This is a genomic window from Stenotrophomonas maltophilia group sp. msm4, assembly GCF_032025605.1.
GTDB lineage: Bacteria > Pseudomonadota > Gammaproteobacteria > Xanthomonadales > Xanthomonadaceae > Stenotrophomonas > Stenotrophomonas sepilia.
On sequence record NZ_JAVSKK010000003.1, the window covers coordinates 397456 to 420980 of the forward strand.

Sequence of the window (23525 nt, forward strand, 5' to 3'; positions counted from 1 at the left end):
TGGCCGGCCATGCGACAATGACCGGCCCGATCCAGCCACGGTAATTCCCGGCGTGACCGAAACCGTCGCCGCTCCGCGCACGCTCGATGACACCTTGAAGGACGCGATCCGCAAGGCGTACACGACGCTGCAGGCCAATACTCCCGGCTTCTCCACCCGCCGTTCGCAGAGCCAGATGATCGGCGTGGTGTCGCGCGCGCTGTCGAAGAGCGGCGGCGTTGGCGTGGTCGAGGCGCCGACCGGCGTCGGCAAGAGCCTGGGTTACCTCACCGCGGGCGTACCGATTGCGCTGGCCACCAGGAAGAAGCTGGTGATCAGCACCGGCACCGTGGCGCTGCAGTCGCAGCTGGTCGAGCGGGATATCCCGAATTTCCTCAAGGCCACCGGCCTGGAAGCAACCGTGGCGCTGGCCAAGGGACGTACCCGCTACCTGTGCACGCGCAACGCGGCCGAAGCACAGGGCGAGGGCTCGCAGGGCGGCATGTTCGAGGAGGATGCACCACTGTTCGACCGGCCGCTGGCGCCGATCGAGATGGACATCGCCAAGCGCCTGACCGATGCCTTTACCGGCGGCAGCTGGGACGGCGATATCGACAATGCGCCGGAGACCATCAGCCCCGGCCTGCGCAGCCGCATCACCACGCCGGCTTCGGGCTGCGCCGGGCGCCGTTGTGCGTATTCGGCGCAGTGCGCGGTGCTGCGTTCGCGCAATACCGTGCGCGATGCGCAGATCGTGGTCACCAACCACGCGCTGCTGCTGTCGGCGCTGTCGATCGGCGACAGCGACAACGGTCAGCCGTTGATCGCGCCGCCGTCGGACATGCTGCTGGTGCTGGACGAAGGCCATCACATCGGCAACGTGGCGATCGACCAGGGCGCGGCCAGCCTGGCGCTGGATGAAATGGCCAAGCGTACAGGCCGCCTGCAGATCCTGATTGCCGGTGCCTACCGCGCGGTCGACAAGGACCGCCTCGGCAACCTGCTGCCGAACGAAGCGATCGAGGTGGCCAGCAACGTCGCCAAGCAGCTGCGCGCGTTCCGCGATCACATCGAGCGGGTGTGGATGCCGGCGCCGGCGGACGAGGAGCCGATGTGGCGTGCGGCCAATGGACGCCTGCCCGAGGCCTGGCGCGAGCCGATCGAGGCACTGGCCGACGAGACCCGCAGCCTCTACAACTGGGCGCATGCCGCCACCGCGCAGGTGGCCAAGGGCAAGCCGGACGATGCCGCGCGCGAGCGCCTGCAGCGCAACCTGGGCATGGCGCTGGAAATGATCGAGCAACAGTACAACCTGTGGCAGGCGTGGCGCCGCGAGGACAAGGACGGCGCGCCGCCGATGGCGCGCTGGGTCACCGCCACCCGCGACGGCGACCTGGTGCTGCACGGCTCGCCGGTGTCGGCCGCGCACGTGCTGCGCAAGCTGCTGTGGGATGAAGTGGATTCGGTGGTGATGACCTCGGCGACGCTGACCGGTGGTGGCGATTTCCAGTCGCTGGCGATCGACAACGGCATCCCCGAGGAGGCCGAGATGGTCTCGCTGTCGTCGCCGTTCGACCTGCCCAACCAGGCCGAGCTGATCGTGCCGAAGTTTCCGGTCACCCCCGACGATCGCGAAGGCCATCCCCGCGAAGTGGCGCGCTACCTGGACACCGAGTTGGACTGGGCCAAGGGCTCGATGGTGCTGTTCACCTCACGCTGGAAGATGGAAAAGGTGGCCGGCCTGATGCCGGCCGCGCGGCGCAAGCAGGTGCTGGTGCAGGGCGAGATGTCCAAGACCCGGCTGATCGAAGAGCACCTGCGCCGCGTCGCTGCCGGCGAAGGCTCGGTACTGTTCGGCCTGAACTCGTTCGGCGAAGGCCTCGACCTGCCCGGCGAAGCCTGCACCACGGTGGTGATCACCCAGGTACCGTTCGCGGTGCCGACTGATCCGCAGACCGCCACGCTCAGCGAATGGTTCGAGGGGCGTGGGCTGAATGCCTTCAACCTGATCGCCATTCCGCATGCGCTGCGCACGCTGACCCAGTTCGCCGGCCGCCTGATCCGCACCTCCACCGACACCGGCCGCGTGATCATCCTCGATTCGCGGCTGCTGACCCGCCGCTACGGCAAGCGCATCATCGACGCGCTGCCGCCGTTCAAGCGCGTGATCGGCTGAAAAAAGGGGACGGAGGGGATTAAGTCGTTTGAGGCACAAACGACTTAATCCCCTCCGTCCCTTTCTTTAAGATGCCGGCCAGCGGCCGGCACTACCGGATCGGGATCAATCGCCGAGCAGGGCGGTGTTGCGTACGGCGCCCTTGTCGGCACTGGTGGCGAGCAGGGCGTAGGCCTTCAACGCGCTGGTGACCTTGCGCGGGCGCGGCGCACGCGGTTTCCAGCCGCGTGCATCGGCCTCGCTGCGGCGCTGGACCAGCGTGGTCTCATCCAGCAACAGGTCGATGCGGCGGGCCGGGATGTCGATGCGGATGCGGTCACCGTCTTCCACAAGCCCGATCGCGCCGCCACTGGCCGCTTCCGGCGAAACGTGGCCGATCGACAACCCCGAGGTGCCACCGGAGAAGCGGCCATCGGTGAGCAGCGCGCACTGCTTGCCCAGTCCCTTCGACTTCAGGTAGCTGGTCGGGTACAGCATCTCCTGCATGCCCGGGCCGCCCTTCGGCCCTTCGTAGCGGATCACCACCACCTCGCCCGGCTGCACCTCGTCGGCGAGGATGCCGGCGACGGCGGCGTCCTGGCTTTCGTAGACGCGTGCGGGGCCTTCGAACACATGGATCGATTCGTCCACGCCGGCGGTTTTCACCACGCAGCCATCGACGGCCAGATTGCCGCGCAGCACAGCCAGGCCACCTTCCAGCGAATACGCATGTTGCAGCGAGCGGATGCAGCCCTCGGCGCGGTCCAGGTCCAGCGCGGGCCAGCGCGTGGCCTGGCTGAAGGCCTCCTGGGTGGGGATGCCGGCCGGACCGGCCTTGAAGAAAGTGTGCAGGGTGTCGTTGTCACTGCGCACCACGTCCCAGCGCTCCAGCGCCTCGGCCAGGCTGGCGCTGTGCACGGTCGGCACTGTGGTATCGAGCAGGCCGGCGCGATCCAGCTCACCGAGGATGCCGAACACGCCGCCGGCGCGGTGCACGTCCTCGATGTGGTACTTCGGTGTGTTCGGCGCCACCTTGCACAGCTGCGGGACGCGTCGCGACAGCGCGTCGATGTGGGTCAGGTCGAAGTCGACCTCCGCTTCCTGCGCTGCGGCCAGCAGATGCAGGATGGTGTTGGTGGAGCCGCCCATGGCGATGTCCAGGGTCATCGCGTTGGCGAACGCGGCCTGGGTGGCGATCCCGCGCGGCAGCGCGCTCGGGTCTTCGCCGCCGTACCAGCGATGGCAGAGCTCGACGATCAGGCGGCCGGCGCGGCGGAACAGCGCCTCGCGGTCGGCATGGGTGGCCAGCGTAGTGCCGTTGCCGGGCAGCGACAGGCCCAGCGCTTCGGTCAGGCAGTTCATCGAGTTGGCGGTGAACATGCCCGAGCAGGAGCCGCAGGTGGGGCAGGCGCTGCGCTCGAACGCGGCGACTTTCTCGTCGGAGGCGCTGTCATCGGCGGCCACCACCATCGCATCGACCAGGTCCAGCTTGTGCTCGGACAGCTTTGTCTTGCCCGCTTCCATCGGCCCGCCGGAGACGAACACCACCGGGATGTCCAGGCGCAGCGCAGCCATCAGCATGCCGGGGGTGATCTTGTCGCAGTTGCTGATGCACACCAGCGCGTCGGCGCAGTGCGCGTTGACCATGTACTCCACGGCGTCGGCGATGATCTCGCGGCTGGGCAGCGAATACAGCATCCCGTCGTGGCCCATCGCGATGCCGTCGTCCACGGCGATGGTGTTGAATTCCTTGGCGACGCCACCGACCTGTTCGATTTCGCGCGCGACCAGCTGGCCGAGGTCCTTCAGGTGCACGTGGCCGGGCACGAACTGGGTGAAGGAGTTGGCGATGGCAATGATCGGCTTGTGGAAGTCGCCGTCCTTCATGCCGGTGGCACGCCACAGGGCGCGGGCGCCGGCCATGTTGCGGCCGGCGGTGGAGGTGCGGGAACGGTATTCGGGCATGGCGGGCGGAACGGGCGGGCCGTACGACGTGGGGGTCAGCCGATCATGGCCAATTTTTTCGGTTGCTGCTGCAACCACCGGAGATGGTCCGGCCGGGCTGCGCCCGGCACCCGCAGAGGCAACGTCAACGTCAAAGGCGGGCATTCCGTGGGACAGCGGGGTGGGTCCGGTTGCGGGGACGGCGCAAGTACATCCATGTAGCCTCGGTCGCGCCATCCATGGCGCTCACGCCCCCGCAACCGGACCCACCCCGCCTTCGACAGTTTGCTGCGATCTGTTGGGGCCGGCGCTCTGCCCTTGGTAGGTGTCGACCTTGGTCGACACGATGGATCCACGTCATGCGTGGCTGATGGGGAACGACGAAAATGAAATTCCGTTCATCTTTCCCACTTTGCCGATTCCGGTTGTTGGTGAGGATTTGGCATCATTGGGCATTGATCCGTATACAGGGCATGAGGCCATGAAACGTTCCCGCACCACCGCGCTGCTGCTGATGAGCGCTGCGCCGCTGCTGTTCACCGCCTGCCAGAAGGAGCCGGAGGTGAAGGTGCAGGAAGGCCTGTACACCTCGGTCGAGGCCTGCACCGAGGCCACCGGTGATCCGTCGTCGTGCCGCAATGCCTTTGCCGAAGCGCAGAAGCAGGCCGCCGATGCGGCGCCGAAGTACGCCAGCAAGGAAGCCTGCGAGAAGGATTACAAGCCGGAGCAGTGCGTGCAGCAGCACACCTCGGCCGGCACCTCGTTCATCGGCCCGATGATGATGGGCTTCTTCATGTCGCAGATGCTGAGCAACCGCGGCGGCCTCGCCCCGCAGGCGCCGGCGTCGGCACCGGCTTACCAGGACAAGAACGCTGGCTGGGCGCGCCCGGCACCGGGCGGCACCGGTGGCCTGAACACCGCCAGCGGCATCGGTGCCGGCAAGGCCGGCCTGGCGCCGGTCACCAGCGAGCCGAACCGTGCGGTCACTGCCAGCCGTGGTGGCTTCGGCAACACCAGCGCACGCCGCAGCACCAGCGGCAGCTACGGCGGCTGATCGACCCATGCAGCGCATCCGGATTGCCGAGCGTGCCCAGTGGCGGGCACGCGCGGAGGAAGCGGGTTTCCGTTTCCATACCATCGATGGCCAGCCCTACTGGGATGAAAGCGCGTACTACGCGTTCACCCTGCGCCAGATCGAACAGGACATCGAAGACCCCAGTGCCGAGCTGCACCAGATGGCGCTGGATCTGGTCGGTGATGTCATCGGCAGCGAGCGGTTGATGGACCAGCTGGCGATTCCGTCGCATTACCGCGACTGGATCGCCGACAGCTGGCGCCAGCGCCAGCCGCACCTTTACGGCCGCCTGGACCTGGCCTACGACGGCACCGGTCCGGCCAAGCTGTACGAGCTGAACTACGACACGCCGACCTCGCTGTTCGAGGCCAGCTTCTTCCAGTGGCAGTGGCTGGAAGACCAGCGCAACGCCGGCCGCCTGCCGCAGCATGCCGACCAGTTCAATGCGATCCATGAGGCACTGGTCGAGCGCTTCGGCGAACTGGCCACGCAGCTGCCGCCGCCGCTGTACTTCAGCGCGGTGGGAAGCTCGGAAGAAGACCGCGGCACGGTCGAGTACCTGCGCGACTGCGCGTCGCAGGCCGGCCTGCATGGCCAGGCCATCGCGATCGAGGACATCGGCCTGTCCGAGGATGGCCGCTTCACCGCGCTGGATGATTCGGTGATCGGCACGCTGTTCAAGCTGTATCCGCTGGAAGACCTGATGGCCGAGGAATTCGGCCGCGCGCTGCCCGGTTCGGGCGTGCAGCTGCTGGAGCCGGCGTGGAAGGCGGTGCTGAGCAACAAGGGCATCCTGCCGCTGCTGTGGCAGCGCAACGTGGGCCATCCGAACCTGCTGGAGGCGCACTTCGATGACGGCAGCGCGCTGGCGTCGGGCTGGGTGCGCAAGCCGCTGTTCTCGCGCGAAGGTGCCAACATCGAGATGCACCTGGCCGATGGCAGCACCCAGCGCAGCGACGGTCCCTACGACGGCCCGGCGATCATCCAGCGCGCCCATCCGTTGACCCGCTTCGAAGGCGGTTACCCGCTGATCGGCAGCTGGGTGGTGGGTGACCACGCCTGCGGCATCGGCATCCGCGAGGACGACAGCGCGATCACCCGCGACAGTGCGCGGTTCGTGCCGCACGCGATCGTCGACGAGGCGCCGACGCGGATCTACGTCTGATGACGGTGCGGCGTTGGCCTGGCCGGCATGGGCGTGCCACGCCCGCGCCGGGCCGGCATTTCGATGACGGGCGCAGCCTGCAGGCCTTCGCGGACCGCGTCGCGGTGCGTTGCCACCGCTGCGATGCCCCCGGTTGGGTGATCGCCCGCTGGGAACCCTATCGATGGACCGCGCGTTTCCGCTGCACCGCTTGCAGCGCTGCATTGGACAGCGGCGACTGGGTGGGTGCAGTCCGCATTCTGGGCCGCCAGCCCTGTGGATTCTGCGGGCATCAGTGGCTGCATGTGTGTCGGCCGATTCCCGCCGGCATCCCCGCGCCTGCATCCTTCCCCGCCCGATGCGCACAGTGCGATCGCAGCACCGAGGTCACGGTGTTGACGCGTCCCCTGCGTGACGCCGAGCCTGCCGATCCGCATTTCGGTCTGCCGCTGCGCCTGGTCGAATCGACCCGCGCGGGCCTGCTGTGGGCCTACAACGCCGAACATCTGCAGGCACTGCACGAATACGCGGGCGCGACGCTGCGCGAGGGCCGCGGCCATCATCGATCCATGTTCTCGCGCCTGCCGCAGTGGATGAAGCTGGCCCGCAACCGGGTGCTGCTGCAGCGTGCGGTGGAGCGGTTGCAGCGGCGCTTGCTGCAGGGGTAGGTAGTGCCGGCCGCTGGCCGGCAGCCGAGCATGGGCTCGGCGCTACAGACAACCCGATTCTTGTAGAGCCGAGCCCGCGCTCGGCTCAGAGCCGCCCTTCGCGCTTCACCGCCAGGTAGCGCTCCACCAGCGCGCCGGGCAGGGCGTCGGCGGTGACGTCCAGCACCATCACCTTCTCGCTGCGCAGCGCTTCGTGCGCCTTCGCGCGCTGCTGCAGGTACAGCGCGGCGGCACCGGCCTGGGTGGCGTCTTCCAGTGTCTGCACTTCGCCCTCCAGCACGCCGTCCAGCTCGCGCTCGCGCAGGCTGGCCACGCACACCAGGTGGCGCCGCTGCAGCAGGCGCACCGCCGCCAGCAGGTCTTCGATGTCCTCGTCGCGCACGTTGCTGACCAGCATCACCAGTGCTCGCCGGCGCTGGCGCAGCGACACCTCGGTGGCAGCGGCCAGGTAATCGGTGGCCACCGCGCGTGGCTGCAGGTCGTAGCTTGCGCGCAGCAGGTGCTCGACCGTGCCCATGCCGCGCTGCGGCGCGACCCAGCGGCGTTCGCCACCGGCAGCGAACAGGCCGGCGGCATCGCCCTGGCGCAGCGCCAGGTAGGCCACAACCAGCGAGGCATTCAAGGCATGGTCGAAATGCGAGAGCCCGCCTTCGCTGGCCAGCATGCGCCGGCCACTGTCGAGCATCAGCAGCAACTGCTGGTTCTTCTCGTCCTGGTACTCGCGCGAGATCAGCTTGCGCGCACGCGCGGTGGCCTTCCAGTCCAGCTGGCGCAGGCTGTCGCCGACGCGATACTCGCGCATCTGGTGGAAGTCGGTGCCTTCACCACGGCGGCGCTTCACGTGTGCACCGACCAGCCGCGAGGCCTGGTCGGCACTGAACAACGCAAAGCGCGTGAGCGGGACGAAGTTCGGATAGACCCGCACGTCCAGTACGGGCGGCAGCGTGCGTTGCTGCCACCACAGGCGCCACGGCGAGCGCATGCGCAGGTGCACGCCTTCGAAGCGGAAGTGCCCGCGCTGCAGCGGCTGCAGGTGATAGTGCAGCGTGGAGGCGCTACCGGCCCGCAGGCGCACGCGCTGTGGCAGCGATTCCAGCGGCCAGCCGCCGGGGACCAGGTCGAACACCTGCACCGTCATCGCTTGCTCGGCCTGCAGCCGCAGCGCCGCCTCGCGGCGCACGCCCAGCGCCAGCGCTTCGGGCAGTTCGCGCTGTACCTGAGGCGACGGACGCCGCGATTGCCGCCACAGGTCGAACAGCGCAGGCAACGCGATGGCCGCCGCGGCCAGCGCCCAGCTCCAGCGCGGAAGCAACCCGCCCAGCACCAGGCCGCCCAGGGCGGCCCAGGCCAGCAGCAGCGCCAGCAGCAGCGGGGCAGGCCTCATCGGCGCGGTGCTTCCACCTTGGCCAACAGTGCGCCCAGCACGTCGTCGGCGTCCTGGCCTTCGATCTGCAGCTCCGGGGCCAGTGCAATGCGGTGGCGCAGCGCCGGGCGTGCGATGTCGCGCACGTCGTCGGGCGTGACGAAGTCACGGCCGGCCAGCACCGCCTGCGCACGCGAGGCACGCACCAGCGCGATGCTGCCGCGTGGGCCGGCGCCGACCGCGACGCCCGGCCACTGCCGGGTCGCCGCCACAATCCGCACCGCGTAGTCGATCACTTCGTCATCGACGGTGATCGCCGCGGTCGCACGTTGCAGTTCCAGCAGCTCGCCAGCCCCCAGTACACGCGGCACCTGGCTCAGGTCGAAGTCGCTGGCGGCACGGCCACTGGTGATCGCGGTCACCATGCGCTTCTCGTCCTCCAGTTGCGGGTAGTCGATCAGCACCTTCAGCAGGAAGCGGTCCAGCTGTGCCTCTGGCAGCGGGTAGGTGCCTTCCTGCTCCAGCGGGTTCTGCGTGGCCAGCGCCATGAACGGCGGCGCCAGGGTGAACGCCTTGCCTTCGATGGTCACCTGGCCTTCCTGCATCACTTCCAGCAGTGCCGACTGGGTCTTGGCCGGCGCACGGTTGATCTCGTCGGCCAACAGCAGGTTGGTGAACACCGGGCCACGGCGGATCCTGAAGCTCTCGCTCTTCGGGTCGTACACCGCATGGCCACTGACGTCGCTGGGCATCAGGTCGGGGGTGAACTGCACGCGGCCGTAATCCAGTTCCAGGGCCTGTGCCAGTGCGCGCACCAGCAGGGTCTTGCCCAGCCCGGGCACGCCCTCGATCAGCACGTGGCCACCGGCCAGCAGCGCCACCAGGATCTGGTCCAGTACATCGGCCTGGCCAATGAAGGCGTGGCCGACGGCATCGCGGATGGCATCGACGCGTTCGATCAGGCGGGCGTTGGCGGCCGCCGGCAGCTCGGGGACTTCGGTCATAGCAGGGATCTCATCTGGAGCAGCAAGCGGATGCGCTCGCGCAGGGCGGAGGAATCGTGCGGCGGAGGGGGCGTGAGCGCGCTGGCAACGCGGTCTTGCGGCCACTTCAGCAGTTCGGCGATGGCCTGTTCGCGGGGGGCGCCCTCCAGTGCTGCAGCCACCGGTGCGCGCAGGCGCAGGCGATGCAGGAACAGGGCGAGCACGGCGTGGTACAGGCGCGCGCCGTGGCCGAAGCGCAGCAGCAGCTCGCCGCTGGCCCGCACGTGTTCCAGCAGCGAGCGGCGTTCCAGCACCGGCGACGGCAGGCGGCTGCCGAAGCGTTGCGAACGGCCCCACAGCCAGCCCAGCAGGGCCAGCAGCAGCGGCGCCCACACCGGCCAGCCCTGGTAGAACAGGCGCGCCCACAGCGACGGCGGGCGGCTGGCGTAGACCAGCCAGAAAGTACCCTTGCCGTAGTTCGGATCGAGCAGATAACGGGTCAGGTCGCGGTGCGAGAGATCGTGCAGGCCGTCGCTGGCCTTGCCCGCAGCCGACGCCAGGCGTGCTGCCGGCGAATCCACCTCGCCGCGCATGAACTCCATGTCGGCCAGCACGCTCACCTTGCCCTGCCCGTGGCGCAGTCGCGCGAACACCAGGTTGCGCTCGTTGCCCCAACGCCGTTCGGCTTGTGTACGGGCGGCAAAGCCCAGCGTGAAGCGGCGACCACCGCAGAACTCCACATGGCTGGGATCGTCGATGACGTGGAACGGCTGGCAGTCGCTCTGCTGGTACAGGCTGTCCACGCCGAGCTGGTCCAGCAGCGGTCCCTGCGTACTGCTGGCGTCGTCCTCTGCGGGTGGCGGCGTACGAACCAGCAGATGGCCACCACCATCGACCCAGGCCAGCAGGGCCCTGGCCGCCGGTGCCGGCAGTTCGCTGCTGTCCTGTAGCAGCACCACCGTATCGCGCGGACCCAGCGCCATCTGCTGCAGGTCCAGCCGCGGCCGCGAGTGCACGTCGATGCCATCGGCGCGCAGTGCCTGGCCAAGCACGTACAGCGGGTTGTAGCCAGCTTCGCCCTGCGGCGGCAGCTGCACGGTCTCGGTCACCCGCTCATGCGTGCGCAGAAAGAGGATCGTCAGCGGTACGCCGAGCAGCACCAGCCCGCCCAGCAACAGCGACCAGAACAGGCGCGGGCTCATGCCAGCCACCGGTATTGCTGGCGCAGCGTGTCGGCCAGTGCATCGAAATCGGCGCGGCTGGGCAGGCGGCCACCGTAGGCGGCGTACTGCCACATGCGCACGATGCGCGCGAACAGGTCACGGTCGGTGGCATCGGGCATGCGCCGCGACGCGCGCAGGCATTGCGCTTCGGTGGCACCGGGCGGAAGCGCGATGCCGCTGCGCTCGCCCACGGTGCGTACGCTGGCGCGGTACAGCAGGGCCAGCGCCTGACGTGGCCGGCCCTGGTCCCACAGCAGGCCGGCCTGGGTGGCCACGTCCGGCGGCAGCACGACCGGCAACTCCACCTGTTCCACCACTACCTGTGGTGCAGCCTCGGCCTTGCGCCGGCCACTGCCGCGCAGCCACGGCAGCCACAGACGGGCGGTCAACAACAGCACCAGCAGCAGGACGCCCAGCAGGCCCCACAGGCCCCACTCGGCCAGGCGCGCCAGCCAGGCAATGCCGGCCTTGCGGTTGCTGCGCTCGCCCTTGCTGCTGCGGTCGCTCTGCAGCGTCTTGTCTTCCTTCTTTTTTTCCTCGGCCTGTTCGATCGGCTTCCAGCGCGTGACCTGGCGGGTCGGGCGCTGCAGCGGATCCTCATAGGCGCGGTTCACCGCCTGGCGGAAACCGGCGGTGTCCACCGGCGCCGCACCGAAGATCATCGTCGGCGTATTGGCCGGATCGTTGGCCGCAGTGGCGGGTTCTTCCGCACGGTCCTCGTCCTCTTTGGCACCGTCGGCCTGCTCAGCGACTGTCTGCGCGTCCTGCGCATGCACTGGCGCGGAGGCCAGCGGCAGGGCAAGGCACAGCAGCAGCGCCAGCGTCGATGCTGCCGGCAGCAGCCGCTCGCGCAGGCGGCGCAGGGCGATCTCCACATCCCACGCTTCCATCTGCGTACGCCGGTTCAAGTACAGGCCGAAGCCGGCGCCGACATAGAACGGTCCGATCAGCACCGATGCCAGCCAGCACGCCAGGTTGAAGCCCAGCTGCGCCCAGGCAGGCGTGTCCTGGCCGATCATGTCCCATGCGGCACGCCATGATTCGGACATCAGCTCCAGTGGCATGAACATGAACACCGCGCCGATCGCGCCGGACACCAGCACGCCTTCAAAGGCCATGCAGGCCACGGTCAGCACGACGGCGGCGCCCGCGGCACCGGCCGCCACGGCGCGGCGGCGTGCACCGCGCTGGGCCGGCGCGCTGCCTTCCAGCAGGTTCACCGGCAGGCACAGGCTGCGCAGCACGCTGAAGCGGCGCCAGCCCAGGTAGCCCCAGAAGCCTGCATTGCCCCAGCTGCGCTGCGCACGCAGCGCTGCCAGCGCGCCCAACGGCTCACCGAAGATGCCGCGCGACAGCACGTACAGCGGTGCGCGCTCGAACAGCGGCTTGCACCACCACATCGCCAGCCAGGCCCAGCCGAACGCATCCAGCCACCAGCCCAACGCGTTGAAGATCACGAACAGCGGCGCACTGGCCAGCAGCCAGCTGCCCCATACCGCACGTGCGTGGCGGCGCGACAGGGCGCTGCCCAGCTCCATTGCTTCCCAGCCACTGCGCGCGCGCAGCGCCACGTCCAGGCGGTCAATGCGCATTGCCGCCTCCGCGCCCGCCGCGCCACAGCCACAGCAGCACGCCGGCCCACAGCACGCCGGCCACGCTGAACTTGCCCCACGCCGGCACTTCGGCAATCGACGACCAGAACGCTTCGATGAACGCGGCCACCAGCAGCATGAACGCCACGCCCAGGCACAGCCGGGCCCCGATGCGGCCGCCTTCGACCAGGGCATCCAGGCGGCTGCGCCGGCCGGGGGCCAGCAGTTTCATGCCCAGCTGCAGGCCGGCACCGCCGGCGATCACGATCGCGGTCAGCTCGAACGCACCATGGCCTGCGACGAAGCGCCAGAACGGATCGCCATGGCCGATGTGCTGCAGGTGGCCGGCCACTGAACCGATGATCACGCCGTTGAACAGCAGCACCAGCAGCGTGCCCAGGCCGGCCAGCAGGCCACTGGCGAAGGTACGCAGGGCGATGCTGATGTTGTTCAGGATGTAGTGGCCGAACATCATCCAGTCCGTGCCGCTGTCACGCCCGAGGCGTTCGGCCGCTGGATCGTACATGCGCTCCATCTCGGCGATCTGGCGGTTGTCCATCACCATGTGGATCAGGTCCGGGTCGAGCTGCGCCAGCACGAAGCAGGCCACCGCCGGCAGCGCGAACATCGCCAGTGCCACCCACATGCTGCGCGCCTGGCTGCGCACCAGCAGCGGGAAGTCGGCCATCAGGAATTCAAGTGCACCGCGCCAGCGCGTCGGCGGCGTGCGGTACAGCACACTGTGGCCCTGCTGCATCAACTGCTGCAGGCGCTGCACCAGCTGCGGGCTGTAGCCGCGCTCGCGGGCCAGTGCCAGCTGCTGGCATAGGCGCCGGTAGCGCTGCGGGAAGGCGGCGTCGTCCACTGCCAGCGCGCTGGCCTTGCGCCGCGTGCGGCGCGCAGCACCAGCACGCAGCAGCAGCCAGTGTTCCAGGTCCTGCCATTCCTGCTGGTAGCGGGCGACGAACTGTTCCTGCTTCATCGCCGCCCCAACAGCCAGTTGGCCATGGCATACAGGCGCAGTACGCCGACCTGGCCGTGGGTGCCGGTCAGCGGTTCGGCGATGCCGGCCAGTTCCTGCTGGCGGGCCGCCGACAGCCGTGGCGCGCGCTCGGCGAAGGCCATCAGCGCGGCCTGCTCTTCCGGTCGCAGCGGCTGCGGCGGGGCCAGCACGCTGTCGATGGTGGGCGGAGGCGGCAGGTACAGCGCGGGCGCATGCACCACCACGGTGCCGGCCACCAGATCGCCCAGGCGACGGCCATGGGGATCGAACAGGCTGCTGATCAGGCCCAGTGCATAGCCGAACGGCAGCATGTCCACGGTGCGCAGCAGGTTGCGGGTGATGGCAGCCATCCAGCCTACCGGCGCGCCATCGCGCGCAAGCACGCGCAGGCCCAGCGCGCGCTTGCCGAGGGTACGGCCCCACAGCGCTTCGCAGACGATCGGGTAGGCCCAGTACACCAGGAACATCAGCACCAGGCCGAGCCCGGAGCCGAACGAATCCAGCAGTGCCAGTGGAATCGACATCACCACCAGCACCGCGATGCGCACGCCCAGATCCACCAGCCACGCCATCGCCCGTGGCACCGGGCCGGCTGCCGGCAGCTGCAGCGGCACACCCTCCGGCGTCACCACCTCGCGGTAGGTATCGAGCATCGGTGCGGCCATCAGTGCGATAGCCTTCGTTGTGGGCGCCGGAGTCCTCTCCGGCAGGCAGCCACAGGCATGGGGGTCTCGACAGGTCCTGGTCGGGCCCAGACTTTAGCAGAGCCGCATGGCGGCGTTGGCTGCTCAGCCCAGGTATTCGTCCTTCAGCCGCACGTAGTGGTCGGCCGAGTAGTGCAGCGACTCGATCTCCTTGTCGCTCAGCGTGCGCGCCGGGCGGGCCGGATTGCCCACCCACAGCTCGCCTTCGCCGACCACCTTGCCCGGGCCGACCACCGCACCGGCGCCGACGAAGCCATGGCGCTCGACGCGCGCACCGTCGAGGATGCAGGCGCCCATGCCGATCAGGCTGTAGTCGCCGATCGTGCAGGCATGGATGATGCAGCCGTGGCCGACGGTCACGCCTTCGCCGATCAGGGTCGGGTAGCCGGCCTTGTTGTAGGGGCTGTGGTGGCTGACGTGGATGATGGTGCCATCCTGCACGTTGGTGCGCGCGCCGATGCGCACGTGATTGACATCACCGCGGATGACCGTGCCCGGCCACACCGATACGTCCTCGGCCAGCTCCACGTCACCGATGACGGTGCAGGCAGGATCGATGTACACGCGCTCGCCGAGGACGGGCATCTTGTCGCGGAAGGGGCGCAGCGGGTTCATCGGTGTCTCCGGAAATCAGGGCGTTCGCGACGATGATACCCGTGTGGTAGTGCCGGCCGCTGGCCGGCAACCACGGAAATCCAGGCGTGCCGCGCGGTTGCCGGCCAGCGGCCGGCACGACCGGAAGCAGCTGCGGCTCTTCATGCCGGCGCGTGCCTGGCCAGCACCTGCCGGAACAGCTCATCCAGCCACGCCGCATCACCGCGTCCAACGGGCAGCTGTGGCGCCTGCGCAGTCCGGGTGGCCAGCTCACGATCGATGAAATCGCTGATCGCCGCGATGCGTGGTCCGGCATTGACCTCGGCACTGGCGCGTTTCACTACCAGCAGGGCATCGATGGCGTCACGCACCGGGCCATGCGGCAGCAGTCGATCCAGCAGATCCTCGAAGGCCATCGGCGGAGGTGTCTGCTCGTGCTCGATCCACTGGCAGGCCAGCAGTGGGCGCAGCACGTACAGGTACTTCTTGGTGCGTACCATCTCGCCACGCAGGTACCCGCGATGGTTCGAGCGTGCCATGCTGAAGTAGTGCCACCACGTGCCCAGCGGCGAATAGAAGGACTTTGCGGCCTCCCACAGCTGCGCCACGGCGGCGTCGTCCTGCCGGTACACGATCGGCGAACGCAGCCATTCGATCAGTGTCGGATTGGATTTTGAGACCAGCCGCAGTGCCTTGCGCAGGTCCCAGCCGCTGACGTCGAGCTCATCGTCGATCGGCAGTTCGATCACATCGCGCTGCGCTTCGCCGGGACCGGTGCTCTCGTTGACGCTGAGATACCACGGCTGGCGATGCACGTAGATGAAGCGTGCGTCGTAGTCGCTGTCCGGGGAGGAAAAGCCCCAGCCACGGCTACCCGACTCGCAGGCCAGCAGCACGCGTACGTCGTAGCGCTGTTCGATGTCGGCCAGGGTGGAAAGGATGGCGGCGCGCTTGTCCGGCGCGATCGGATGAATGTCGTCCATGCAGTCGTGTTCGTAATGTCGAGCGTGCTCGACTGTAACGCAGGTGCGCACGGGTAGTGCCGGCCGCTGGCTGGCAACCACGGAAATCCAGGCGTGCCACGAGGCTGCCGGCCAGCGGCCGGCACTACCGGCTAGGGTTCGTAGCTGTAGCCCATGCCATACACCGAACGGATCGGTTCGCCTTCCATGCCGGCGTCGGCCAGCTTGCGGCGCAGGTTGCGCACGTGGCTGTCGACGGTGCGGTCGACCACCACGCGATGGTCCAGATAGAGGCGGTCGAGCAGCTCGTCGCGCGCCCAGATCCGGCCCGGCGTGGCCAGCAGCGTGCGCAGCAGGCGGTATTCGACCGGGGTCAGGTCCAGGCCCTTGCCGTTCCAGGTGGCGCGGGCTGCCGGTTCGTCGATATGCAGCCCGCTGTTGGCCCGCGCAGCGGGGTCCGGGCGGTAGCGACGCAGCACCGCCATCACCCGTGCGACCACTTCGCGAGGACTGAACGGCTTGCAGATGTAGTCGTCGGCACCGACTTCCAGGCCCAGCAGGCGGTCGATCTCTTCCACCCGTGCGGTGACCATGATCACCGGTACATCGCTGCTGGCGCGCAGTTCGCGGCACAGGTCCACGCCATCGCGCTGTGGCAGCATCAGGTCCAGCAGCACCAGGTCGGGCTGGTAGCGCGCGAATGCGTCGATCACCTGGCCGCCATCGTCCACCCATTCGCTGGTCATCCCGGCGGCGGCCAGGTAGTCGCGCAGCACCGAGGCCAGGCGTGGCTCATCCTCGACGATCAGGATCTTCGCGGACGCGGCGGGGGACGGGCTCATGCAGGCTCCGGCAGGGTAATGACCACGCGCAGCCCGCCCAGCGGCGAGGGCTCGGCGTGGATGAGGCCGTGGTGGGCGAGGATGATGTTGTGGCTGATGGCCAGGCCCAGCCCGCTGCCGCCGCTGGCCCGGTTGCGCGAGCTCTCCACCCGGTAGAAGCGCTCGAACAGAAGCGCGCACTTGTCGGCCGGCACGCCTGGCGCGGTGTCTTCCACGATCAGCTGCACACCGGCAGGCACGCGCGCTGCCTGCACGCGTACGCGGCCCCCGGCGTGGGTGTAGCGCAATGCGTTCTCCAGCAGGTTGGCCAGCACCTGCTGCAGGCGCCGTTCGTCACCGGATACCTGCAGCGGTGTGGCGGGCAGGTCCTCCTCCAGCGCCAGCCCCGCCGTGGAGAAGCGCACGCGCATGCCATTGAGCTCGCTGCGCAGCAGCGCCGCCAGGTCCAGCGGCGCGAAGCGGTAGGCCAGGCCGCCGGACTGGGTCATCGACAGGTCGTGCAGGTCGTCGATCAACTTGCCCAGTTGGCGGATCTCGCCCTGCAGGGCACCGAGGTTGGCGCGGTCCAGCGGGCGGATGCCGTCCTCGATGGCTTCCAGTTCGGCACGAACCACCGCCAGCGGCGTGCGCAGTTCGTGCGAGATGTCGGCGATGAAGGCACGGCGGTTGCGCTCGGTGTCGTCCAGCGCCTGCGCCATCCGGTTGAAGTCGTTGACCAGTGCATCCAGCTCGTCATCGCTGGTGCGCTCGATGCGGGTGGCGTAGTCACCGGCGGCGAGCCGGTGGGTGGCCGCCGCCAGTTTGGCCAGGCGCTGGCGCAGCGCGCGCGATACCAGCCAGGCCAGCAGTACCGTCACCAGCAGCAGCGCGATGCCGATCACCCACCACGCGCGCATCTGGGTGTTGTAGAAGTTCAGGTCGTTGGTGGCGATGACGGTCTGGAACGGCACCATGCCCAGCCAGCCGACCGTGTGCCCGTCCACCTGCACGGCGTGCGGCTCGTCGTCGCTGGTGGCGTCGGGGTTGCCGGCTACGAACAGATGCTGTGCATCGAACAGGCCCAGGCGGGAGGGAACGCCGGTCTGGTCGGACAGCGGTGGCACGGGCCCCTCGTGCCCATGGGCCAGGTCCGGGCGCAGCAGCCGCGCCCAGCGGTCACTGTCGCCGCGCAGATGCTCCCAGCCGCCGTGCGCGCTGTACTCGCGCTGCAGGTGCGGCATCACCCGCTGCATGCGCACATCGCCCTGGTCATTGAGGTAGTCCAGGAAGCCGGTCTGGAACGCCACTCGGCTGGCAACGCCGTTCACTGCCAGCACCAGCAGGCAGGCGGTGAAGATCGCGAGGAAGGTCTTCGCGGTCAGGCCGAATTTGAGTCGAATCTTCGCCATCGCGGGGCCATTAGCGGCGCATGCGGCGCCGAAAGCAAGCGCCCGCTGAGCCGGTCGCACAATCTCCATATTCTCTGCACAGTTCCACGGCAGCGTGCACGGGTCAACGCAAGGCCCCACGCCCCCTCATGTCACTCCTGCGCCCGCTGTCCCGTTCCCCGCGTCCCCTGCTGCTGCCCCTGCTGCTGGCCCTGGCGGCCTGTTCGGCGGGCAGGACTGAAGCACCGGCCATGCCCGAAGTGGGCGTCATCACGGCCAGCGCGCAGCCGCTGGCACTACAGCAGACGCTGCCCGGCCGCGCCGTGCCGTTCGAGGTGTCCGAGGTGCGCCCGCAGGTCGGTGGGTTGATCCGCCAGCGGTTGTTCACCGAAGGCCAGCAGGTCAAGGCCGGCCAGCTGCTTTACCAGATCGATCCGGCGCCGTACCAGGCCGCCTTCGATACCGCGCGTGGCCAGCTGGCGCAGGCCGAGGCCACTGTGTTGTCGGCGCAGCCGAAGGCCGAGCGCACCCGCACGCTGCTGGGCATGGATGCGGCGAGCAAGCAGGACGCCGACGACGCCACCTCGGCGCTGAAGCAGGCCCAGGCCAATGTGATCGCCGCGCGCGCTGCGCTGCAGGCGGCCCGCATCAACCTCGACTACACCCGGGTGACCGCCCCCATCGACGGCCGCATCGGCACCTCCAGCGTGACCGCTGGCGCGCTGGTCGCCGCCGGCCAGGACGCGGCGCTGGCGACCATCCAGCGGTTGGACCCGGTCTATCTGGATGTCACCCAGTCCAGCACGCAGATGCTGGCGCTGCGCAAGCAGCTCGATGCCGGCCTGGTGAAAGCCATCGACGGCAAGGCACAGGTGAAGGTGCTGCTGGAGGACGGCAGCACCTATGCGCATGAAGGCACCCTGGAGTTCGTCGGCAGCGCAGTCGACCCGGGCACCGGCAACGTGGTGCTGCGCGCGGTCATTCCGAACCCGGAGGGCCTGCTGCTGCCGGGCATGTACCTCAAGGCGGTGCTGCCGATGGCCACCGATGCGCGTGCCCTGCTGGTGCCGCAGAAGGCGGTGCTGCGCAATGAACGTGGCGAGCCGCTGCTGCGCCTGCTCGACGCAAAGGATCGCGTGGTCGAGCGCCGGGTCAGCACCGGCCAGGTAGTGGGCAACCAGTGGCAGATCACGCAGGGGCTGAAGGCTGGCGAACGGGTGATCGTCAGCAACGGCAGCGCGGTAGCGCTTGGCCAGCAGGTGCAGGCGGTGGCGGCCACCACCGCGCAGCTGGCCGCAATGCCGGCGATCGACCCGACCGGCAACACCGACGAAACGTCGCACTGAGGCCTGCCGCGCATGGTTCGTTTCTTCATCGACCGGCCGATCTTCGCCTGGGTGATCGCCATCGCGGTCAGCCTGCTCGGCCTGCTCGCGATCCTGATCCTGCCGGTGGACCGCTACCCGCAGATCGCCCCACCCACCATCACCATCCGCGCCACCTACACCGGTGCCTCGTCGCAGACCGTGGAAAACGCGGTGACCCAGGTCATCGAGCAGTCCCAGCAGAGCCTGGACCACCTGATGTACATGACCTCCACCAGCGCCTCCGATGGTTCGGCGCAGGTCAACCTGGTGTTTGCCACCGGCACCAATCCGGACACCGCGCAGGTGCAGGTGCAGAACCAACTGCAGGCGGCGATGGCGACGCTGCCGCAGGCGGTGCAGCAGAACGGCCTGACCATCACCAAGTCCAGTGGTTCGATCTTCGAGGTGCTGTCGTTCACCAGCGAGGACGGCAGCATGGACAACTTCGATGTCGCCAACTTCATGGAAGCGCGCATCGACGACCAGATCAGCCGCGTCAGTGGTGTCGGCAACATCCAACCGATCGGCCAGGAATACGCCATGCGCATCTGGCTGGACCCGGAGAAGATGCGCCAGTACGCACTGATGCCATCGGACATCGAGACCGCACTGCAGGCGCAGAACACCGACGTTTCGGCCGGTGAGCTGGGTGGCCAGCCGGCGCTGAAGGGCCAGCAGCTGGACGCCACGGTCACCGCGCGCAGCCGCCTGCACACGCCCGAACAGTTCGCGCGGGTGGTGCTGAAAGCCGATGCCAGCGGCAGCGTGGTGCACCTGGGTGACGTGGCGACGATCGGCCTGGGCCCGGAGAGCTACGACAGCATCAGCACCTTCAACGGCAAGCCGTCGGCGTCGCTGGGCATCGAGCTCAATGCGGGTGCCAATGCCATCGCCGTGTCCAAGGCCATCGAGACCCGCCTGCAGCAGTTGCAGAAGCACTGGCCGCACGGCTACACCTACCACGTGGCGTTCACCACCACGCCGTTCGTGACGATCTCGCTGAAGGAAGTGGTGATCACCCTGATCGAGGCGGTCATCCTGGTGGTGCTGGTGATGTACCTGTTCCTGCAGAACTGGCGCGCCACCCTGATCCCGACCATCGCAGTGCCGGTGGTGCTGCTGGGCACCTTCGGCGTGCTGGCCGCGTTCGGTTATTCGATCAACACGCTGACCATGTTCGCGCTGGTACTGGCCATCGGCCTGCTGGTGGACGATGCCATCGTGGTGGTGGAGAACGTGGAGCGGGTGATGACCTTCGAAGGGCTGGCGCCGAAGCCGGCCACGCTGAAGGCGATGGGCCAGATCACCGGCGCGCTGGTGGGCATCGTGCTGGTGCTGACCGCGGTGTTCCTGCCGATGGCGTTCTTCAGCGGTGTCACCGGCGTGATCTATCGCCAGTTCTCGGTGACGATTGCCGCCGCGATGGTCCTGTCGGTGCTGGTGGCGATGACCATCACCCCGGCGCTGTGCGGCAGCATCCTGCACCAGATTCCCAAGGGCGGCCATCCGCATGGCGACCACGGCGGCGAGCCGAGCCTGCTGGGCAAGTTCTTCATCTGGTTCAACCACCGTTTCGAGCGCACGTCCAACGGCCTGCGTCGCCGGGTGGATGGCTTCCTTGGCCGGCGCACGCTGGGCGTACTGTTCTACCTGGCGCTGAGCGTGGCCACCGGCCTGCTGCTGTGGCACCTGCCCGGCGCGTTCCTGCCCGACGAGGACCAGGGCATGCTCAACGCGCTGGTGAAGCTGCCGGCCGGTGCCACCCTGGAGCAGACCCGCGCGGTGATGGATCGCCTGAGTGCCGCCGCGGTGAAGGACGACGGCGTGCTGTCGATCCAGGCCACCGCTGGTTTCAGTGTCACCGGCAGCGGCCAGAACGTCGGCCAGGCCTTCATCCGCCTGAAGGACTGGGATGACCGCAAGGATGACGCCGACACCATTGCCGCGCGGTTGACCGCGGCCACGGCCAGCGTGCCCGATGCGCAGGTGTTCATCACCTCGCCACCGGCCATCCTTGGCCTGGGTGACGCGGGCGGCTTCACCCTGGAACTGCAGGACGAAGGCGGCGCCGGCCATGCCGCCGCCGTGGCCGCGCGCAACACGCTGTTGAAGGAGGCCGCCAGGGATCCGAAGCTGGTCAACGTGCGCTACGCCAGCCTGGAAGACGCGCCGGTGTATGCAGTGAAGGTGGACGACGCCAAGGCGCAGGCGATGGGCGTGAATCCGCAGGACATCAATGACACCTTGAATGCGGCCTTGGGTGGCGACTTCGTCAACAACTTCATCTACAAGGGCCGCATCAAGAAGGTGTTCATCCAGGGCACGGCCGAAGCGCGCATGCAGCCGCAGGACATCGAGCGCTGGAGCGTGCGCAACCAGGCAGGGCAGATGGTGCCGCTGTCGTCGCTGGTCAGCGCGCACTGGTCCAGCGCGCCGGCCGCGCTGCAACGCTACAACGGCATCTCGGCGATGGAGATCACCGGCCAGCCCGCGCCCGGCGTCAGTTCCGGCGAGGCGATGGCCGAGATCGCGCGCCTGGCCGACAAACTGCCGGAAGGCTTCAGCCATGCCTGGTCGGACATGGCCTACCAGGAACAGCTGTCGGGCAATCAGGCGCCAATGCTGTACGCCATCTCGCTGCTGTTCGTGTTCCTGTGCCTGGCCGCGCTGTATGAAAGCTGGGCGGTGCCGCTCGCGGTGATGCTGGCGGTGCCGGTGGGCGTGTTTGGTGCGGTGCTCATGATGAATCTGCGTGGCCTCAACAACGACGTGTACTTCCAGGTCGGCCTGCTGACCACGATTGGCCTGGCGGCCAAGAACGGCATCCTGATCGTCGAGTTCGCGCGCATCCTTGAACAGCAGGGCAGGAGCACCCGCGAGGCGATCCTGCAGGCCGTCTATCTGCGCCTGCGGCCGATCGTGATGACCTCGCTGGCGTTCCTGATGGGCGTGCTGCCGCTGGTGTTCGCCACCGGCGCCGGCTCGGCCGCGCGCCGCTCGCTGGGTACCGGCGTGGCCGGCGGCACGGTCGCCTCGATGGTGCTGGGCATGTTCTTCGTGCCGTTGTTCTACCTGCTCGTGCGCCGCCTGTTCCCGGGCCGCGCGCCGGCCCACGCCGCTGCCCCGGAGGCAAGCCCATGAAGCCGATGCTGCTGCGCGCCCTGGCGGCCGCAATGATCACCACGGTGCTGGGTGGTTGCGTGAGCATGGCGCCGCATTACCAGCGGCCCGAGGCACCGGTGCCGGCACAATTCGGCAATGCCGCCACGGGCGAGGCCGAGCCAGCACTGGCGGTGCCAGCCTGGCGCGAAGTCTTCCTTGAGCCACGCCTGCAGCAGGTGATCGCGCTGGCGCTGCAGAACAACCGCGACCTGCGCGTGGCCGTGCTGCAGGTGGAGAAGGAGCGGGCGCAGTACCGCATCCAGCGCGCGGCGCTGCTGCCGTCGGTGGATGCCAGCGGCAGTGTCACCCGCTCGCGGGTAAGCGATGCCAACAGCGAGACCGGTGCCACCCAGGTGACTGAATCCGATGCCGTGCAGGTGGGTATCAGCAGTTGGGAACTGGATCTGTTTGGACGCATCCGCAGCCTGAAGAACGAGACCCTGCAGAACTGGCTGGCCAGCGCCGAGAACCAGCGCGCCGCGCGCACCAGCCTGGTGGCCGAAGTGGCCGCGGCGTGGCTGGCGCTGGCAGCGGACGAGCAGTCACTGGCGTTCACCCGGCAGACCCTGGACAGCCAGCAGCAGACCCTGCAGCGCACCGAAGCCCGTCATGCACAGGGGCTGGCCTCGGGGCTGGATGTCTCGCAGGTACAGACCAGCGTCGAAGCCGCGCGCGGTGCGCTGGCCAAGCTGCACACGCAGCAGGCGCAGGATCGCGATGCATTGCAGTTGCTGGTGGGGGCGCCGCTGGATGCGGCCCTGCTGCCAACCGCGCAGGCGCTGGATGGCAGCGTGGCACTGGCGCCGCTGCCGGCCAACCTGCCGTCCAGCGTGCTGCTGCAGCGCCCGGACGTGTTGTCCGCCGAACACGCACTACAGGCGGCCAATGCCGATATCGGTGCCGCGCGCGCCGCATTCTTCCCGACGCTGACCTTGACCGCCAACTACGGCCACAGCTCCACCGCGTTGTCGACGCTGTTCTCGGCCGGCACCCGTGGCTGGTCGTTCGCGCCCAGCATCACCGCGCCGATCTTCCACGCCGGTGCGCTGAAGGCCTCGCTGGATGCCTCGAAGATCGGCAAGGACATCGGCATTGCGCAGTACGAGAAAGCGATCCAGCAGGCCTTCAGTGAAGTAGCCGATGCGCTGGCCACGCGTGATCACCTGGCCACGCAGATGGACGCACAGCGCGCGCTGGTGGCCGCCAGCCAGCGCAGCTACACGCTGGCCGATGCGCGTTACCGCACCGGGCTGGACGGCTATCTGCAGGCATTGGATGCGCAGCGCAGCCTGTTTGCCGCACAGCAGGACCTGATCGCGCTGCAGCAGCAGGAAGCGGGCAACCGGGTGACGTTGTTCAAGGTGCTGGGCGGCGGTGCCGACGCACGGTAGCGCGTTC

The 23525-nt window shown here is 68.5% G+C and carries 18 protein-coding genes; 7 read left to right on the top strand and 11 right to left on the bottom strand.

The features are described 5' to 3' along the window. The first annotated feature begins 52 nt into the window (after positions 1-52). Complete coding sequence (gene dinG, locus ROV93_RS16070) at positions 53-2155, top strand: ATP-dependent DNA helicase DinG (RefSeq protein ID WP_072168024.1); 2103 nt, start codon at positions 53-55, stop codon at positions 2153-2155. Between the two features lie 105 nt (positions 2156-2260). Here the strand turns inward: dinG and ilvD are convergent, their stop codons facing one another. Beyond that, the gene (ilvD, locus tag ROV93_RS16075) at positions 2261-4099 is read right to left on the bottom strand and encodes a dihydroxy-acid dehydratase (protein WP_072168023.1); all 1839 of its coding nucleotides are present in this window, start codon (positions 4097-4099) and stop codon (positions 2261-2263) included. 460 nt (positions 4100-4559) lie between these two features. On the opposite strand from ilvD, the gene ROV93_RS16080 reads away from it, so the two are divergent. From ROV93_RS16080 to ROV93_RS16090, 3 genes are read left to right on the top strand one after another with little or no spacing between them, the layout of a single operon-like run. Next, entirely contained in the window at positions 4560-5132 is a 573-nt protein-coding gene (locus ROV93_RS16080) for a DUF1190 domain-containing protein (RefSeq protein WP_005420172.1), read from the top strand. 7 nt (positions 5133-5139) lie between these two features. Next, positions 5140-6318: a glutathionylspermidine synthase family protein gene (locus tag ROV93_RS16085; protein ID WP_061479010.1), complete on the top strand. Its 1179-nt coding sequence runs from the start codon at positions 5140-5142 to the stop codon at positions 6316-6318. Continuing rightward, complete coding sequence (locus ROV93_RS16090) at positions 6318-6965, top strand: hypothetical protein (RefSeq protein WP_072168022.1); 648 nt, start codon at positions 6318-6320, stop codon at positions 6963-6965. Before ROV93_RS16085 ends, ROV93_RS16090 begins: the two co-directional genes overlap by 1 nt. An 85-nt stretch (positions 6966-7050) precedes the next feature. On the opposite strand, the gene ROV93_RS16095 is transcribed toward ROV93_RS16090, so the two are convergent. The 10 genes from ROV93_RS16095 to baeS form a co-directional block, all read right to left on the bottom strand. Continuing rightward, on the bottom strand, positions 7051-8349 hold the full coding sequence (locus tag ROV93_RS16095; RefSeq protein ID WP_072168021.1) for a DUF58 domain-containing protein: 1299 nt from the start codon (positions 8347-8349) through the stop codon (positions 7051-7053). Next, a complete protein-coding gene (locus tag ROV93_RS16100; protein WP_072168020.1) occupies positions 8346-9332 on the bottom strand; it encodes a MoxR family ATPase in 987 nt (328 codons plus the stop codon). The genes ROV93_RS16095 and ROV93_RS16100 overlap by 4 nt, the downstream gene beginning before the upstream one ends. Beyond that, positions 9329-10513, bottom strand: coding sequence for a DUF4350 domain-containing protein (locus ROV93_RS16105; RefSeq protein ID WP_072168019.1), 1185 nt, complete (start codon positions 10511-10513; stop codon positions 9329-9331). Before ROV93_RS16105 ends, ROV93_RS16100 begins: the two co-directional genes overlap by 4 nt. Further along, positions 10510-12126 carry a DUF4129 domain-containing protein gene (locus tag ROV93_RS16110; protein WP_072168018.1) on the bottom strand — a complete coding sequence of 539 codons (1617 nt, stop codon included), beginning with the start codon at positions 12124-12126 and terminating at the stop codon, positions 10510-10512. Before ROV93_RS16110 ends, ROV93_RS16105 begins: the two co-directional genes overlap by 4 nt. Beyond that, on the bottom strand, positions 12116-13108 hold the full coding sequence (locus tag ROV93_RS16115; protein WP_072168017.1) for a stage II sporulation protein M: 993 nt from the start codon (positions 13106-13108) through the stop codon (positions 12116-12118). The genes ROV93_RS16110 and ROV93_RS16115 overlap by 11 nt, the downstream gene beginning before the upstream one ends. Next, on the bottom strand, positions 13105-13794 hold the full coding sequence (locus tag ROV93_RS16120) for an RDD family protein (RefSeq protein WP_072168016.1): 690 nt from the start codon (positions 13792-13794) through the stop codon (positions 13105-13107). The genes ROV93_RS16115 and ROV93_RS16120 overlap by 4 nt, the downstream gene beginning before the upstream one ends. A gap of 123 nt (positions 13795-13917) precedes the next feature. Beyond that, positions 13918-14448 (bottom strand): gamma carbonic anhydrase family protein, encoded by a 531-nt coding sequence (locus ROV93_RS16125; RefSeq protein ID WP_061479018.1) that lies wholly within the window; start codon positions 14446-14448, stop codon positions 13918-13920. Positions 14449-14588: 140 nt separating this feature from the next. Next, positions 14589-15410, bottom strand: a complete 822-nt coding sequence (locus ROV93_RS16130; RefSeq protein ID WP_072168015.1) for a nucleotidyltransferase domain-containing protein — start codon at positions 15408-15410, stop codon at positions 14589-14591. A gap of 131 nt (positions 15411-15541) precedes the next feature. Next, positions 15542-16231, bottom strand: coding sequence for a response regulator (locus ROV93_RS16135; RefSeq protein WP_072168014.1), 690 nt, complete (start codon positions 16229-16231; stop codon positions 15542-15544). Next, complete coding sequence (gene baeS, locus ROV93_RS16140) at positions 16228-17619, bottom strand: sensor histidine kinase efflux regulator BaeS (protein ID WP_072168013.1); 1392 nt, start codon at positions 17617-17619, stop codon at positions 16228-16230. Before baeS ends, ROV93_RS16135 begins: the two co-directional genes overlap by 4 nt. 128 nt (positions 17620-17747) lie before the next feature. On the opposite strand from baeS, the gene smeA reads away from it, so the two are divergent. From smeA to smeC, 3 genes are read left to right on the top strand one after another with little or no spacing between them, the layout of a single operon-like run. Continuing rightward, positions 17748-18944: a multidrug efflux RND transporter periplasmic adaptor subunit SmeA gene (gene smeA / locus ROV93_RS16145; RefSeq protein WP_072168012.1), complete on the top strand. Its 1197-nt coding sequence runs from the start codon at positions 17748-17750 to the stop codon at positions 18942-18944. A gap of 12 nt (positions 18945-18956) precedes the next feature. Continuing rightward, positions 18957-22106, top strand: coding sequence for a multidrug efflux RND transporter permease subunit SmeB (gene smeB / locus ROV93_RS16150; RefSeq protein ID WP_072168011.1), 3150 nt, complete (start codon positions 18957-18959; stop codon positions 22104-22106). Further along, positions 22103-23518, top strand: a complete 1416-nt coding sequence (smeC, locus tag ROV93_RS16155) for a multidrug efflux transporter outer membrane subunit SmeC (RefSeq protein WP_072168010.1) — start codon at positions 22103-22105, stop codon at positions 23516-23518. The genes smeB and smeC overlap by 4 nt, the downstream gene beginning before the upstream one ends. The last annotated feature ends 7 nt before the right edge of the window (positions 23519-23525 follow it).

Excerpts from the sequence above, each read along its gene's own strand:
- ilvD (WP_072168023.1), bottom strand. The coding sequence starts at position 4,099 with ATGCCCGAATACCGTTCCCGCACCTCCACCGCCGGCCGCAACATGGCC.
- ROV93_RS16080 (WP_005420172.1), top strand. The coding sequence starts at position 4,560 with ATGAAACGTTCCCGCACCACCGCGCTGCTGCTGATGAGCGCTGCGCCG.
- ROV93_RS16085 (WP_061479010.1), top strand. The coding sequence starts at position 5,140 with ATGCAGCGCATCCGGATTGCCGAGCGTGCCCAGTGGCGGGCACGCGCG.
- ROV93_RS16090 (WP_072168022.1), top strand. The coding sequence starts at position 6,318 with ATGACGGTGCGGCGTTGGCCTGGCCGGCATGGGCGTGCCACGCCCGCG.
- ROV93_RS16095 (WP_072168021.1), bottom strand. The coding sequence starts at position 8,349 with ATGAGGCCTGCCCCGCTGCTGCTGGCGCTGCTGCTGGCCTGGGCCGCC.
- ROV93_RS16100 (WP_072168020.1), bottom strand. The coding sequence starts at position 9,332 with ATGACCGAAGTCCCCGAGCTGCCGGCGGCCGCCAACGCCCGCCTGATC.
- ROV93_RS16105 (WP_072168019.1), bottom strand. The coding sequence starts at position 10,513 with ATGAGCCCGCGCCTGTTCTGGTCGCTGTTGCTGGGCGGGCTGGTGCTG.
- ROV93_RS16110 (WP_072168018.1), bottom strand. The coding sequence starts at position 12,126 with ATGCGCATTGACCGCCTGGACGTGGCGCTGCGCGCGCGCAGTGGCTGG.
- ROV93_RS16115 (WP_072168017.1), bottom strand. The coding sequence starts at position 13,108 with ATGAAGCAGGAACAGTTCGTCGCCCGCTACCAGCAGGAATGGCAGGAC.
- ROV93_RS16120 (WP_072168016.1), bottom strand. The coding sequence starts at position 13,794 with ATGGCCGCACCGATGCTCGATACCTACCGCGAGGTGGTGACGCCGGAG.
- ROV93_RS16125 (WP_061479018.1), bottom strand. The coding sequence starts at position 14,448 with ATGAACCCGCTGCGCCCCTTCCGCGACAAGATGCCCGTCCTCGGCGAG.
- ROV93_RS16130 (WP_072168015.1), bottom strand. The coding sequence starts at position 15,410 with ATGGACGACATTCATCCGATCGCGCCGGACAAGCGCGCCGCCATCCTT.
- ROV93_RS16135 (WP_072168014.1), bottom strand. The coding sequence starts at position 16,231 with ATGAGCCCGTCCCCCGCCGCGTCCGCGAAGATCCTGATCGTCGAGGAT.
- baeS (WP_072168013.1), bottom strand. The coding sequence starts at position 17,619 with ATGGCGAAGATTCGACTCAAATTCGGCCTGACCGCGAAGACCTTCCTC.
- smeA (WP_072168012.1), top strand. The coding sequence starts at position 17,748 with ATGTCACTCCTGCGCCCGCTGTCCCGTTCCCCGCGTCCCCTGCTGCTG.
- smeB (WP_072168011.1), top strand. The coding sequence starts at position 18,957 with ATGGTTCGTTTCTTCATCGACCGGCCGATCTTCGCCTGGGTGATCGCC.
- smeC (WP_072168010.1), top strand. The coding sequence starts at position 22,103 with ATGAAGCCGATGCTGCTGCGCGCCCTGGCGGCCGCAATGATCACCACG.